This is a genomic window from Spirillospora sp. CA-108201 (assembly GCF_050936235.1).
Classification (GTDB): domain Bacteria; phylum Actinomycetota; class Actinomycetes; order Streptosporangiales; family Streptosporangiaceae; genus Spirillospora.
On record NZ_JBNJNE010000001.1, the window covers coordinates 4,600,767 to 4,613,171 of the forward strand.

The window sequence follows — 12,405 nt, forward strand, 5'->3', positions numbered from 1 at the left end:
TCGTTCACACGAGGGTGCCGCCTGATGCGGGATGGCGGCCGGGCGCCCGGATCCGCCGCGCCCGTTCCGGGCGCCGCCCGGTCAGAGCCGGCGCGACTCCAGGACGCGGCTGAGGAACTCGCGGGTGCGCGGCTCGGTGGGCTCCTCGAAGATCTGCTCGGCCGGGCCGCGCTCCAGCAGGACGCCGTCGTGCAGGAAGCAGACGGTGTCGGCGATGTCGCGGGCGAACCCCATCTCGTGCGTCGCCAGGACCATGGTCATGCCGGAGTCCTTGAGCTCCCGGATGATGCCCATGACCTCGGTGACGAGTTCGGGGTCGAGCGCGGAGGTCACCTCGTCCAGCAGGAGCAGGCTCGGCCGGGTGGCCATGGCCCGGATGATCGCGACGCGCTGCTGCTGCCCGCCCGACAGCCGGTCGGGGTACTCGCCGGCCTTGTCCGCCAGGCCGAACCGCTTGAGCAGCTCGTGCGCCTGTTCGGTGGCCTCCGCCTTCGCCCGCTTGTGGACGCGGAGAGGGGCGAGGGTGATGTTGTCCAGCACCGACATGTGCGGGAACAGGTTGTAGGACTGGAACACCATCCCGATCCGCTTGCGGACCTCGTCGGGGTCCGCGCCGGGGTCGGTGATGTCGTCGTCCTCCAGGAAGATCGCGCCGTCGTCGACGGTCTCCAGGACGTTCACGCACCGCAGCAGCGTCGACTTGCCCGAACCGGACGCGCCGATGAGGCAGACCACCTCGTGCGGCGCGACGTCCAGGTCGACGCCGCGCAGCACGGGATGGGCGTGGTAGGTCTTCCAGACGCCCTCGATGCGCAGCAGCGGGGTGCTCATCGGCCGCCTCCGGGAGCGCGGCGGCGTTCGGCGCGCGCCGCGAGATGGTCGGTGAACCGGGCCATCGGCACCGTCAGCGCGACGAACAGCACCGCCGTGGCCAGGTAGGGGGTGTAGTTGAAGGTGTCGGCCGAGTGGATCTGCGCCTGCCGCAGCGCCTCCAGCGGTCCGAGCACCGCGACCAGCGCGGTGTCCTTCTGCAGCGAGGCGAAGTCGTTGAGCAGCGGCGGGACGACCCGGCGCACCGCCTGCGGCAGGACCACGTACCGCAGGCTCTGCCCCTTGCTGAGGCCCAGCGAGCGGGCCGCGGCGCGCTGGCTGGGGTGGATGGAGTCGATGCCCGCCCGGAACACCTCCGCGACGTACGCCCCGTAGGAGAGGACGAGCGCGAACCCGCCCAGCACCGCCGGGCTTTCGGGGACGCCCTGCAACCGCAGCGCCGGGAGCCCGAACCCGACCAGGTACACCAGCAGGATCGTCGGGATGCCGCGGAACACGTCGGTGTAGGCGACGGCCAGCGCCCGCAGCGGGAACAGCAGCGGGGTCCGCAGCCCCCGCGCGAGCGCGACCAGCAGTCCCAGCACCAGGATCGCCACTTCGGCGATCAGGAAGATCCGCACGTTCAGCCAGAAGCCGCTCAGCACGTCCGGGAACGCGCCGGTGAGCTCGCCCCAGTTGAAGAACGTCTCGCGGACGCGCGGCCAGCCCGGCGACCCGACCACCACGACCAGCGCGACCGCGACGCACAGCACCGTCGACGCGGCGGCCACCGACCCGGACCGGACGTCGGCCCGGCGCCGGCGCCGCTCCCGTTCGATCTGCCGCTCGCTCTTGACCCAGGCGGTCTGCCCGCTTGCCTGCGCGGTCACTTCAGGACGGGGGCGCCGGCCGACGCGGTCAGCCACTGCTGCTGGATCTTCTCCAGCTCACCGGAGGACTTCAGCTGCCCGATCGCCTGGTCGAGGCAGCCGGCGAGCCCGCTGCCCCGCTCCATGAGCAGCCCGAAGTGCTCGGCGGAGCCGCCCTGCGACTGCGGCAGCTGACCGACGATCTTGGAGTCGTCGATCTGCGCGGCGGTGACGTAGAAGGCGGTCGGCAGGTCGAGCACCAGCACGTCCACCTGCTTGTTCTTCAGCGCGTTCACCGCGTCGATCTGCGTGTTGAAGATCTTCGGCTCGTCGCCGGGCTTGATCTGGTTCTTCACCGCCTGCAGCGCCGTCGTCCCGACCTGGACCGCGATGCGCGCCTTGCCCAGCTCCGCGACGGACTTCGCGTCCGCGAACTTGCCGTCCTTGAGCGTCACGACGCCCTGCCGCACGTCGTAGTAGCCGGCGCTGAACGCCACCGCCTTCTCGCGCGCGGGGGTGACCGAGATCTGGTTGATGTCGAAGTCGAAGGTCTTGGGCCCCGGCGCGTACGACGACTCGAACGACTGGGTCTTCCACACCACCTGGTCCTTGGCGAAGCCGAGCTTGCCGGCGACCGCGTAGGCGACGGCGCCCTCGAAGCCCTGCCCGTTGGACGGGTCGTCGTCCTTGAACCACGGTTCGAACGCCGGCTTGTCGGTCGCGACGGTGAGCTTGCCGGGCGACTTCAGCGGCAGCTTGTCCTTGGCGCAGGAGGCGGGGCTCTTGCTCGCCGAGGCGCCCGAGTCCTCATCCTGAGGAGCGCATGCGCTGACGGCGAGGGCTAGCGCGGCGGCGCCGGCGAGCGTTGCCACGAGGGGACGGCGGATCACGGGAGATGCCTCCGGCGGTGAGGGTTTACGGATCATGGATGCGGCACCGCGCGCAGGGTGAGGGTCCGCGCGCCTGCCAGGCCGAGTACTTCGACGGCGCGCCCCTGGTTGACACCCAGGGCGAGCCATCCGGACGAGTCGGTCCACAGCAGCGGCTCCCCGACCGCCACGCTGCCGAAGGTGCGCTGGAACGGGACGCGGACCGTCCGGGACGGTCCGTCTGCAACGTTCCATCGCACGTCAAGGGGGGTGCCGGGCTCCAGCGTCCCGAACGCCGCCGCCAGGTCGCCGGGCTCCGCGCCCAGCACCTGGCTGCCGAACCGGTCGGTGTACAGCACGGGAACGGTCAGCTCGCCCGGCCGGACCACCGTGGGCGGGACGTCCAGCGGAAGCGGGTCGACGGCCGCACCGAGGTCGGCCGCGTCCGCGCCCGCCGCGACGTGCGCGGCGGCGGGAGCGAAGACGTCGCGCCCGTGGAACGAGGTCGAGACCCGCGGCAGCCGGTAGGTCGGGTTCTCCAGCGCGTACGCCCCGGTGATCCCGCCCAGCGCCTCCGCCGCCGGCACCAGCAGCCCGTTGTCCGGCCCGACCAGCACGTCGCCGCGCCCGGTCGCGATCGCCAGGGGCCGGCGCGACGTCCCGACCCCCGGGTCCACGATCCCGACGTGCACGCCCACCGGCAGGTACGGCAGCGCCTGCCGCAGCAGCATCGCCCCCTCCCGCACGTCGAACGGCGTGATCTCGTCGCTGAGCACCAGCACGTTCGCGTCCGGGGCGATCCCGTACACCACCCCCGCGCAGATCGCCGTGTACGCCGCTCCGAAGTCGGTCGCCAGGCTGACGAACGGACGACTCTGCGGCATGGGCGACCTCATGAAACGAAAGGGATGCGTGGTACAGGAGTGGAAATCCTACCAAGTCGATAGATTAGCCAGCCCCGCCGCCCCTGTCCGGCAAGCGCCGATCACCGTCCCACGATGCGAGACGGCCGTCTTGCCGTCTCGCTCACAACCGTCCGGCACTCGCCGCGCATCCTCGCCTCCGTCTCCGGAACCGGACGATGTGATGGCGATAACAGTTGTCATTTTCAGTAACGCCGACACGGTCCGTACCGCAGGCGGAAGCCGCCTGCCTCCCGGTTCTCCGGGAGAAGAACCAAACGAAAGGTCGTTGCCTCATGTCCAAAGTGAGGTTGATCGGACGGAAGACGTTCCTGGGGGTCGGTGTCGGCCTGCTGGGACTGCTGTTCTGTGTCACCGGAGACGCCTTCTCCGCGCTGGGCGCCGAAGACCAGGAGCGATTCCCCTTCGCCCCCGGTGCGCTCGGGGCGATCTTCGGCGGGCTGTTCCTCGCGGGCTACGCCGCCGTCCTGTTCGCGCGGGACGTGCGGTCGTCCAAGGACAACAGCGCCGCCAAGGAGTTCCGGAGGGTGCGCGCCTCGGCCAAGTCGGTCCTCTGGCCGATCGTGTGCCTGGGGATCTCCGGAATCTTCTACCTGCCGCTGCTGGTCGCCGCGAGTCAGCGGATCAGCAGCTTCCCCACGGTGATCGCGATCGCGTTCTGCGGCCCGCTGAGCGTGGCGGTCTGGGGAGCGGTCCGCGAGGCCCGCCTGCTCGCGGCGTTCTGGCCCGTCCTGGCCCTCGCGGGTCTGTGGATCATGTCGCTGCAGGAGGAGGCGCACGCCGACCTGCTCGGCTACGTCTTCGCCGCCGCGGCCGCGGTCTGCTTCGCCGTGAACGTCAGTGCGGTCGAGAAGCTGGAGGACCGGGGAGCCGAGACGATCGGACTGGCCCTGGCCGGCCTGCTCACCATCCCGGGCGCGGCCTGCTGGCTGGTGGCGGGGGGCCTGGACTGGTTCCAGCCCCGGATCCTCCTGCTGGCCACGCTGACCGGCCTGTTCACTGCGTGCGTGGCTCCGGTCCTGGAGGCGCGTTCCATCGGCTTCCTGGGCAAGGAGAAGTTCGGCGTCCTCGCCGCCGGTGAGCCGATCATGAGCCTGCCGGTCGGACTGCTGCTGCTCGGGGAGGTCCCCGGCTGGTTCATGGCGGTCGGCATGGTGGCCATCGTGGTGGCCATCGTGGCGAACACCGTCGAACTGGACAGGCTGCTCCTGCGCCGTCGGCGGTAGCACGGCCGACGACTCGGAGCCGGCAGACGGCCGCCGGGCCCACCCAGGGCCCAGGGCGGCCGAACCGCCGGGCGGCGCGCGAACCGCGCCGCCCGGCAGCACCGCGGGGCCCGACGGCCCCGCACCCACGGTGGGGAGGCACAGCCTCCCCACCGTTCTGCTTTCCGGGATGCACCCCGGCGGCGTCCTCGTCCGCAGCCTCGACACGTGCGAGGAGAAGGCGCGGTCCCCGACGCGCTTCTCGGTCGCCTCACAGGCGGCTAGTCCTTGCCCGGCGCGGCCGTGTGGTGCGGGTGGCCGTGGGTGCGCCGCTCTTCCTTGAGCCGAGCCTCGTGGAGGTGCCGCCTGCCGGCGGTCAACGCCTCTCGCACACGCGACTCGTAGCGTTTGAGCGGCTCGTAGTAGGTTCCCTCGTACTCCTCGACCGCCTGGAAGCTCCAGCGGTCCGGGAGGACGTTGCGGCCGACGAGTTCGCGCGACAGTTCGTCGGCGAGGTCCCGGTGCCCGGCCTCGGCGAGCAACTCGGCCGCGTCGCCCAGTTCGAAGTCCGCCTTGCCGGTGAGCTGGTGCCACGAGTAGAGGTGACCTCTGGCGCGCTCGACGCTCTCCAGGGCCTCGCTCAGCTTGCCCACGGCTCGCACGGTCGCCTCGTCGGGCTCGGGACTGCTGCCAGCGATCATGCGGCCTTACCTTCCCCTCCGACCTCCGATGATGCGCTCCAGGGTGCCTCCGCGCTGACCGGCGGCCTAGACTGCTGGGCCGGTTCAGGTCGCTTCGGACGGCAAGGGGTCTCATGGAGAACGGCGTCCCGCCTCAACGGCAGAGCCCGGAGAGCGACCGGCTCTCGGAGCGCATGGGGGCGGCGTCAGACGCGGAGAAGGCGTCGATCCTTGTCGACCACTTCGCGGCGGCCACCGCCGGCCCCCTGTCGGCATGGGTGGACGACTTCGTCTCCCGGGTCGAGGAGTTCGGGCTTCCCGTGCAGCAGATCCGGCGGGCCGCCACAGACCTCGCCTGGCTGGCTCGGAAGAACGGTCAGGGCTACCTGGACGAGGCCGACCGGGCGCGCATCCTGGCGGCGGGCAACACGCGTACCGCCCGGCTGTGCCTGGCCTACATCCATGGCCAGCGGTTGCGCTTCGACTTCAAGTTCGCGCAGATCCACCGGCTTTGTGTCGACTGGCTGGCGGAATTCGAAGATGACGCTCTCGTACGGAGCCTCGCGGCCTTCGCCGCGCTCGGCACGCGCGCCACGAACGGGCTCGGCATGTTCCGGCGGGCGGTCGACGCCCCCGACGCGGACGACAAGACCAACCAGGTGCTCCTCACGGGCATCAATTTCGCCGATCACTTGCCGGAGCAGCCGCAGATGATGCTGGATCTGTCCGACGAGATGATGGCGCGCGGCCAGGAAAACTCCATCGTCTATTACCGGCGCGCGACGGCATATCGGAAGCTGGGCCGTTTCGACGACGGGCTCCACGAGATAGACCGCGCGATAGACGCCCTCGGCCCCGGCGATGTTCTGGTGCACGAGCAGTTCACGCAAGAGCGTCGCTCGATCATTCTGGCCCAGGATCTGCAGAATCAGATCGAACGCAACACCCAGGCCGTCGCGGACTCCATCGCCGCCCAGGTGGACGAGAGGATCGCGGCGGCCTCGGCCGAACTCGAACAACGGCTCGACGAGGCATCGCTGAGGCTCACGCAGCGTATCGACGTGGCGCAGGAGATGGTCTCGTCCGGCCTGCTCAAGATGGTGGAGATACTCGGCCTCTTCGTCGCTCTCGTCGGTTTCGTCGCCGGGTCCGGGGCCATAGTGATCAAGTCGCACGGCCTCCAGGAGCGGGCGCTCTCCATGCTCCTGGTGGTCGGCGGGGCTTTGGTCTTCTTCTCCCTCCTGCGGCTCGTCACAACCGTGGGGCGGCGGCGGCCGCGAGCGGAGAGGTAGCCGACCGGCGCCTTGCTATGCTGACGCCCAAGTTCAACTTAGGCGGCCAATGTGAGCGAAAAGAACGCTATCTACTACCCTGAGATTATCTGCCCCGAACGGACGATCGGGCGGCGCACGTTTGATTTCTCGCGGCAGGTCGCCGTGATGGCGATAATCAACCGCACCCCCGATTCATTCCACGACCGGGGCCGCACCTTCGCCCTCGACAAGGCATTGGACGCGGCAGAGAACGCGCTCGCCCACGGGGCCGACTGGCTGGACATCGGCGGCGTCCCCTTCGCTCCCGGGCCCGCCGTGGGCATCGAGGAGGAGATCGACCGCGTGGTGCCGGTCATCGAGGGGGCCCGCTCCCGCACGGACGCGGTGATCTCCGTCGAGACGTACCGGCCCGAGGTCGCCCGCGCCGCCTTCGCCGCCGGCGCCGACGTCCTGAACAACACGAGCGGACTCCACGACCCCGCCCTCGCCGACGTGGTCGCGGAGGCCGGCGCGACCCTCATCATCACGCACAGCCTCGCCGACCCGCGGACCCCCTACCCCCGGCCGCGGTACGACGACGTCGTCACCGAGGTCGCCGAGTTCCTTCGCCGGCGGGTCGCCCTGGCCGGGAAGCGCGGCGTGCCGGCCGACCGGATCATCATCGATCCCGGGCACGACCTGAACAAGAACACCCGCCACTCGCTCGAACTGACCCGCCGCCTCCCGGAGATCGCAGAGCTCGGCCACCCGCTTCTCGTCGCGGTCTCGAACAAGGACTTCATCGGCGAGACCCTGGAACGGGACCAGCAGGACCGTGTCGAGGGCACCCTCGCCACGCTCGTCGTCTCCATCCTGGGCGGCGCACGCATCGTGCGGGTCCACGACGTCGCGGAGGCGAGGCAGGCGGTGAACATGGTCGAGAGCATCCTCGGCTGGCGTCCGCCCGCCTACGTGCGCCACAACGTCGTCTAGCGCTGGGCCATGCGGTACCGCAGGTAGAGATAGCCCTCGTCCTGGATCGCGTGGCACAGCTCCATGCGCTGCAGATCGATGACCGGCCCGTCGAGAACGCGGGCGGCGTCGCCCGCGGTGATGACCGGGCTCAACGTCAGGCACAGCTCGTGCAGCCAGCCCGCGGCCGCGATCTGCGCGAGCACGACCGGGCCTCCCTCGCAGAGCTGGCGCCGGTGACCCTGGTCGGCCAGCTGCCGCAACGCCGCGCCCATGTCCGTGGATTCGGCGCCGCAGACCATGACCTCAGCGTGCTTCTCGGCTTCGCGCAGACGCCCGGCCGGCGCGGCGCCGCACGTGATGACGACCGGCGGCACGGGCGCCTCGGCGAACAGCGGCCCGTCGAAGTCGAGCCGCAGGCTCCGCGACACGATCGCCAGCTTCGACGCCACCGCCGGATACTCCCCGTACTCCCGGACGGTCGTGGCGCCCATGATCACGACGTCGGCCAGCGTCCTGAGCCGCCGCATCAGCGCCCAGTCCCCCGCGTACCCGAGCGCACTGGTGCTCCCCCGGTACTGGATCCCCCCGTCGAGCGACGCGATCATGTTCGCCCGCAGCCACGGCGCCGTCTCCGGATAGGCGTACCGCTCAAGCATCGCGCTCACGTCCATCCGAGCACTGTAGAGGCTGCCGTCTCCCCGCCCCCGCCCCGGACCATGTGATGATCGGGGCCGTGCGTCCGGTCCCCGCGCATGAACAGGAGTGCCATGCCGCTGATCTCGATCATCACCGCCGTACGGGAGCCGATCCCCGGCTACCTGCGGCAGGCCGCCGCCGCCGTCGCGGCGCAGCGCCTCCCGCCCGGCTGGGACCTGGAATGGCTCGTCCAGGAGGACGGGGGCGCACCGGCGGCCGGCGACCTGTGCCCGGGTGCGCTCTACGAGGCGAACGGAGCCCAGCTCGGCACAGGGACGACCCGCAACTTCGCCCTGAGCCGGGCACGCGGCGAGCTGGTCGCGGTGCTCGACTACGACGACGTCCTCCTCCCCGACGGCCTCGCGACGCTCATCCCCGCCTTCGACGAGCACCCCGGCATCGGCTGGACGATCGGCCAGGCGGACGACCTGATCGACGGACAACGCGTGCGCTACCCCCTGGCCTACCCCTGCGGCATGGTGCCCGCGGGCACGATCGGCCGCCTGTACGAGGAAACGGGCCTATGCCAAGCGGCCTGCGCCGGCCTCGTGGCCCCCACCGACCTGGTCCGCGCCTTCGGCGGCTGGGGGGCACTTCCCCGCGCCCAGGACGTGGCCCTCTTCATAGCACTCAGCGAAGTCTTCGACGGCTACCAGGAACCCTCCGTGACCTGGCTCTACCGAAAGCACCCAGACCAGAGCACCCACCCCACCAAACCCGATACCTGGGGCGAGCACCAGGACCGCTTCATCCGCCACCGCCTCAACGCCGTCCGCGCCGGCAACCTGCTCACTCCCGCCGCCGCCGCGGGCCTGGTCACCGGTGGCAGACGACCTCCAGAGTGACGCCGTCGAAGCCCTCCCAGAACGTGGCGTAGTAGGCGGGCCCGTACTGAGGGAACGCCTGGGGCTCGTACAGCACGTTCGCACCACGCTCGACCGCCCACTCATGCAGGCGATCCACGTCCTGGCGGGTCTCCACCATGAACGCCAGGTGCTGGAGGCCTGAGCGATGGCGAGAGTAGTCGCCCTCCTCCAGCGCGGGATAGAAGAAGAGGTACGTCCCGGGCTTGCCGCCCGCAGGACGGTAGGAGAACTCCTCCTCGGTGGCGAAAAAGCTCTCGAAGCCCACCAGGGGCATGAACTCGTCGTAGTACGCCCTGGCACGCGCAAGGTCCCCGACGTTGACGCCAATATGACCGAGAGGCATCCAGCGATCATAGGCAGCAGCCCCAGACCACGCCCGGCAAAAGAAAAGCCGCTTACCTGCGCTAACGCTGGTGAGCGGCTTCATCCTGGGTGGAGCTGAGGGGATTTGAACCCCTGACCCCCTCGATGCGAACGAGGTGCGCTACCGGACTGCGCCACAGCCCCGAGGACTCCGTAAGGTTAGCAAACATCGGGGAGTGCTCGCGCACCCGTTATTCGCCCACGGCGCGGCGGTCGTCGGCGTACTGGTCGAAGACCTCGTCGGGGGTGACGAGCTCGATGACCTCGGCGGTTTCGGCGGCCTCGGCGGCCTCGGCGGCGCGGCGGGCCTCCAGGGCACGGGCGCGGGCCGCGGCGCGGGCCTGGACGGCGGCGCGGCGGCGGGCGGTGTCCATGCCCACGGCGACGCGCAGGAGCGCCAGGTGGCCGGACAGGAGCAGGACCGGGGGCGCGACGATCCACCAGGGCACGAGGCCGGAGGCGGCGACCGCCGCGGAGGTGAGGAGCAGCGCGGCGAGGCCGGAGGTGCGGCGGCGGCGCCGGGCGATGACCGTGGCGCGGCTCACCGGGCGGCGCGGTGCGGGGCTCTCCTCATCGCGGAGGGGCTCCTCGACGTCTCCGTCGTCCTCGGCGGCGGGCTCGTCGGGACGTTTGTGGAGGAGGCGGGAGATTCCCGTGGTCTCGGTGTCGCGGCGCAGCCACATGGGTACCAGGACGACGGCCCAGACGGCGACGATCGCGAGGTAAAGGACGGCGCTGCTCATCGGCCCCACCGTTCCAGGGCACGCTCGCCAGGCGGGCCGACTTTCGGCGCGCGAACGTGCAATGGGAGCAGGGTCACGCCCCGCACGGTACGAGGGGCTGTCAGAGGTTGACGAGCATAAGGGGCGGTGTGTCGCGAGATCGATCTCGCCGTTACTCTCCGTTTGCCGGGACTTCTCGATCGCAGGATTCTTACGGCGGGAAAGTCATGGGCCGCTCAGGTGCGCCGGGGAAATGCCTGTTTCCGGTCTGCCAGCCAGCGGGCGCGCAGGCCACCGGGCACGTCCTCGACGGTGAGGGCGTAGCAGATGTGGTCGCGCCAGGCTCCGTCGATGTGCAGATGGCGGCGCCGAATTCCCTCTTCGCGGAATCCGAGTTTTTCGACGACGCGACGGCTCGCCGTGTTCTCCGGCCGGATATTCGCTTCGAGGCGGTGCAGGCCGACGGTGAAGAAACAGTGGTCGACGGCGAGGGCGACGGCGGTGGGAATGACGCCGCGGCCGGCGACGCGCCTGTCGACCCAGTAGCCGATCTGCGCGGACCGCGCCGAACCCCAGACGATCGCGCCGATGGTGAGCTGACCGGCGAAATCGCTCTCGTGGGTGACGACCCAGGGGAGGGCGAGGCCGTGGCGGGCCTCGCGGCGCATGGTGTGGACCATGCTGATGTACGGCCCGAGACCGCTGCGGAACAGCGGCGTCTCCGGGTTGGTGGGCTCCCAGGGGCGAAGCCAGTCGGCGTTGCGGACCCGCAGATCGCGCCAGACGGCGGCGTCGCGGTGCCGCAGCGGGCGCAGCCCGACAGGGCCCTCGGTCAGGGTGACCGGCCATCCCCGCAAACGTTCCACGGTTCCATGATTCCCTGGTCGGATGTCCGAACGCCATATTGTCCCCGAGAAATCGGGCACGCGGGACGTTCGGCCACGGCCGTCACACGCGCCGGCCGCGCTTCATCACCCAGTCGACGCGCAGGTCGGCGTCCAGGACGACCAGGTCGGCGTCCTTTCCGGGCTCCAGTGACCCGACGCGGGCGTCGATGCCGAGGGCGCGCGCCGGGACGAGGGACGCGGCCGCGGCGGCGCGCTCGATCGGCAGGCCGACGTCGGCGACGGCGCGGCGGAACGCGTCCGCCATGGTGATCGTGCTGCCCGCGATGGACGTCCCGCCCGCGAGGGTGGCGCGGCCGTCGCGGACCTCGACGTCCATCACGCCGAGGCGGTAGTCGCCGTCGCCCATCCCGGCGGCGGCCATCGCGTCGGTGATGAGCGCGGCGCGGGGCGTGGCGGCGAACACCAGGCGCGCCACGGCGGGCTCCACGTGGACGCCGTCGTTGATCAGCTCCACGGTGACCCGGGGGTCGTTCAGGGCGGCGGCGACGGGCCCGCCCTCGCGGTGGTGCAGCGGGCGCATCGCGTTGAACAGGTGCGTCGCGACGCGCGCGCCCGCGTCGAACGCCGCCCGCGCGGCCTCGCCGGTGCCGTCGGTGTGGCCGACGGCCGCGATCACGCCCGCGTCCGCCGCCTCCCGGACGAGGTCGAGGGCGCCCGGCAGCTCGGGCGCGAGGGTGATCATGCGGACGTGCCCGCGGCCGAGGCGGACGAGGCGGCGGAACTCGGCGGGGTCCGGGTCGCGCAGCAGGGCCGGGTCGTGCGCGCCGCAGCGCGTGCGGGCCAGGTAGGGGCCCTCCAGGTGGACGCCCGCGATCACGCCGTCGGCGGCGAGGCCGGCCAGGCCCTCGACGGCGCCGGCCAGTTCCTCCGGGTCTCCGGTGACGAGGCTCGCCATCGTGGTGGTGGTGCCGTGCGCGAGGTGGAAGGAGGCGGCCCGGTGCGCCTCGTCCGGGCGGCCGAGCTGGTAGGAGGCGCCCGCGCCGCCGTGGACGTGCATGTCGACGAAGCCGGGCACGACGTGCCGCCCGGCGAGGTCGATCACTTCGGCGCCGGGGCCGGGGCCGGCCGCGAGCGTGCCGCCGGCGATGTGGAGGGCGCCGTCGCGGACACCGTCCGGGAGGACGATCCGCGCGTTGGTCAAGGAAACGGCGCCGTCATCGCCCGGCTTCGCCATGGAATCCCCTTCATGCACGCATATGATCGATGCTGATTGTTCCATGGCCGCAACGCTCAGGTAAGTCCAGGGGCGCGCACGGCTAGAATCCG

At 71.0% G+C, this 12,405-nt stretch carries 14 protein-coding genes and 1 tRNA gene; 4 read left to right on the top strand and 11 right to left on the bottom strand.

The window, feature by feature from the left end; all coding sequences use genetic code 11:
* Positions 1-81: 81 nt before the first annotated feature.
* The 4 genes from ACQEU6_RS22205 to ACQEU6_RS22220 are packed head-to-tail and all read right to left on the bottom strand — an operon-like array spanning position 82 to position 3,432.
* Positions 82-831, bottom strand: coding sequence for an amino acid ABC transporter ATP-binding protein (locus tag ACQEU6_RS22205; RefSeq protein ID WP_499334585.1), 750 nt, complete (start codon positions 829-831; stop codon positions 82-84).
* Positions 828-1,700 (bottom strand): amino acid ABC transporter permease, encoded by an 873-nt coding sequence (locus tag ACQEU6_RS22210; RefSeq protein WP_499334587.1) that lies wholly within the window; start codon positions 1,698-1,700, stop codon positions 828-830. Before ACQEU6_RS22210 ends, ACQEU6_RS22205 begins: the two co-directional genes overlap by 4 nt.
* Positions 1,697-2,551: an ABC transporter substrate-binding protein gene (locus ACQEU6_RS22215; RefSeq protein ID WP_499334589.1), complete on the bottom strand. Its 855-nt coding sequence runs from the start codon at positions 2,549-2,551 to the stop codon at positions 1,697-1,699. The genes ACQEU6_RS22210 and ACQEU6_RS22215 overlap by 4 nt, the downstream gene beginning before the upstream one ends.
* A gap of 50 nt (positions 2,552-2,601) precedes the next feature.
* Positions 2,602-3,432, bottom strand: coding sequence for an SAM hydrolase/SAM-dependent halogenase family protein (locus tag ACQEU6_RS22220; RefSeq protein WP_499334591.1), 831 nt, complete (start codon positions 3,430-3,432; stop codon positions 2,602-2,604).
* A 314-nt stretch (positions 3,433-3,746) separates the two neighbouring features.
* Between ACQEU6_RS22220 and ACQEU6_RS22225 the strand changes: the two genes are divergently transcribed.
* Positions 3,747-4,697, top strand: a complete 951-nt coding sequence (locus ACQEU6_RS22225; RefSeq protein WP_499334593.1) for a DMT family transporter — start codon at positions 3,747-3,749, stop codon at positions 4,695-4,697.
* A 260-nt stretch (positions 4,698-4,957) separates the two neighbouring features.
* Here the strand turns inward: ACQEU6_RS22225 and ACQEU6_RS22230 are convergent, their stop codons facing one another.
* Positions 4,958-5,377, bottom strand: a complete 420-nt coding sequence (locus tag ACQEU6_RS22230; protein WP_499334595.1) for a hypothetical protein — start codon at positions 5,375-5,377, stop codon at positions 4,958-4,960.
* 113 nt (positions 5,378-5,490) lie between these two features.
* On the opposite strand from ACQEU6_RS22230, the gene ACQEU6_RS22235 reads away from it, so the two are divergent.
* Together ACQEU6_RS22235 and folP are read left to right on the top strand one after the other, a co-directional pair.
* Positions 5,491-6,648 carry a hypothetical protein gene (locus tag ACQEU6_RS22235; protein WP_499334597.1) on the top strand — a complete coding sequence of 386 codons (1,158 nt, stop codon included), beginning with the start codon at positions 5,491-5,493 and terminating at the stop codon, positions 6,646-6,648.
* A gap of 147 nt (positions 6,649-6,795) precedes the next feature.
* Positions 6,796-7,602, top strand: a complete 807-nt coding sequence (folP, locus tag ACQEU6_RS22240; protein ID WP_499334599.1) for a dihydropteroate synthase — start codon at positions 6,796-6,798, stop codon at positions 7,600-7,602.
* On the opposite strand, the gene ACQEU6_RS22245 is transcribed toward folP, so the two are convergent.
* Positions 7,599-8,255: a dihydrofolate reductase family protein gene (locus ACQEU6_RS22245; protein ID WP_499334601.1), complete on the bottom strand. Its 657-nt coding sequence runs from the start codon at positions 8,253-8,255 to the stop codon at positions 7,599-7,601. The two genes, folP and ACQEU6_RS22245, sit on opposite strands and share 4 nt — an antisense overlap.
* A 96-nt stretch (positions 8,256-8,351) precedes the next feature.
* On the opposite strand from ACQEU6_RS22245, the gene ACQEU6_RS22250 reads away from it, so the two are divergent.
* Positions 8,352-9,125, top strand: coding sequence for a glycosyltransferase (locus ACQEU6_RS22250; RefSeq protein ID WP_499334603.1), 774 nt, complete (start codon positions 8,352-8,354; stop codon positions 9,123-9,125).
* Here the strand turns inward: ACQEU6_RS22250 and ACQEU6_RS22255 are convergent.
* The 5 genes from ACQEU6_RS22255 to nagA form a co-directional block, all read right to left on the bottom strand.
* A complete protein-coding gene (locus ACQEU6_RS22255) occupies positions 9,097-9,489 on the bottom strand; it encodes a VOC family protein (protein ID WP_499334604.1) in 393 nt (130 codons plus the stop codon). The genes ACQEU6_RS22250 and ACQEU6_RS22255 overlap by 29 nt on opposite strands.
* A 90-nt stretch (positions 9,490-9,579) precedes the next feature.
* Positions 9,580-9,653, bottom strand: a tRNA-Ala gene (locus tag ACQEU6_RS22260).
* Positions 9,654-9,700: 47 nt separating this feature from the next.
* On the bottom strand, positions 9,701-10,252 hold the full coding sequence (gene sepX, locus ACQEU6_RS22265; protein ID WP_499334607.1) for a divisome protein SepX/GlpR: 552 nt from the start codon (positions 10,250-10,252) through the stop codon (positions 9,701-9,703).
* A gap of 215 nt (positions 10,253-10,467) precedes the next feature.
* Entirely contained in the window at positions 10,468-11,097 is a 630-nt protein-coding gene (locus ACQEU6_RS22270) for a GNAT family N-acetyltransferase (RefSeq protein WP_499340303.1), read from the bottom strand.
* A gap of 82 nt (positions 11,098-11,179) precedes the next feature.
* Positions 11,180-12,313: an N-acetylglucosamine-6-phosphate deacetylase gene (gene nagA, locus ACQEU6_RS22275; RefSeq protein ID WP_499334610.1), complete on the bottom strand. Its 1,134-nt coding sequence runs from the start codon at positions 12,311-12,313 to the stop codon at positions 11,180-11,182.
* Positions 12,314-12,405: the final 92 nt, after the last annotated feature.

Excerpts from the sequence above, each read along its gene's own strand:
- sepX (WP_499334607.1), bottom strand. The coding sequence starts at position 10,252 with ATGAGCAGCGCCGTCCTTTACCTCGCGATCGTCGCCGTCTGGGCCGTC.
- ACQEU6_RS22235 (WP_499334597.1), top strand. The coding sequence starts at position 5,491 with ATGGAGAACGGCGTCCCGCCTCAACGGCAGAGCCCGGAGAGCGACCGG.
- nagA (WP_499334610.1), bottom strand. The coding sequence starts at position 12,313 with ATGGCGAAGCCGGGCGATGACGGCGCCGTTTCCTTGACCAACGCGCGG.
- ACQEU6_RS22250 (WP_499334603.1), top strand. The coding sequence starts at position 8,352 with ATGCCGCTGATCTCGATCATCACCGCCGTACGGGAGCCGATCCCCGGC.
- ACQEU6_RS22255 (WP_499334604.1), bottom strand. The coding sequence starts at position 9,489 with ATGCCTCTCGGTCATATTGGCGTCAACGTCGGGGACCTTGCGCGTGCC.
- folP (WP_499334599.1), top strand. The coding sequence starts at position 6,796 with ATGGCGATAATCAACCGCACCCCCGATTCATTCCACGACCGGGGCCGC.
- ACQEU6_RS22220 (WP_499334591.1), bottom strand. The coding sequence starts at position 3,432 with ATGCCGCAGAGTCGTCCGTTCGTCAGCCTGGCGACCGACTTCGGAGCG.
- ACQEU6_RS22245 (WP_499334601.1), bottom strand. The coding sequence starts at position 8,255 with ATGGACGTGAGCGCGATGCTTGAGCGGTACGCCTATCCGGAGACGGCG.
- ACQEU6_RS22205 (WP_499334585.1), bottom strand. The coding sequence starts at position 831 with ATGAGCACCCCGCTGCTGCGCATCGAGGGCGTCTGGAAGACCTACCAC.
- ACQEU6_RS22225 (WP_499334593.1), top strand. The coding sequence starts at position 3,747 with ATGTCCAAAGTGAGGTTGATCGGACGGAAGACGTTCCTGGGGGTCGGT.
- ACQEU6_RS22230 (WP_499334595.1), bottom strand. The coding sequence starts at position 5,377 with ATGATCGCTGGCAGCAGTCCCGAGCCCGACGAGGCGACCGTGCGAGCC.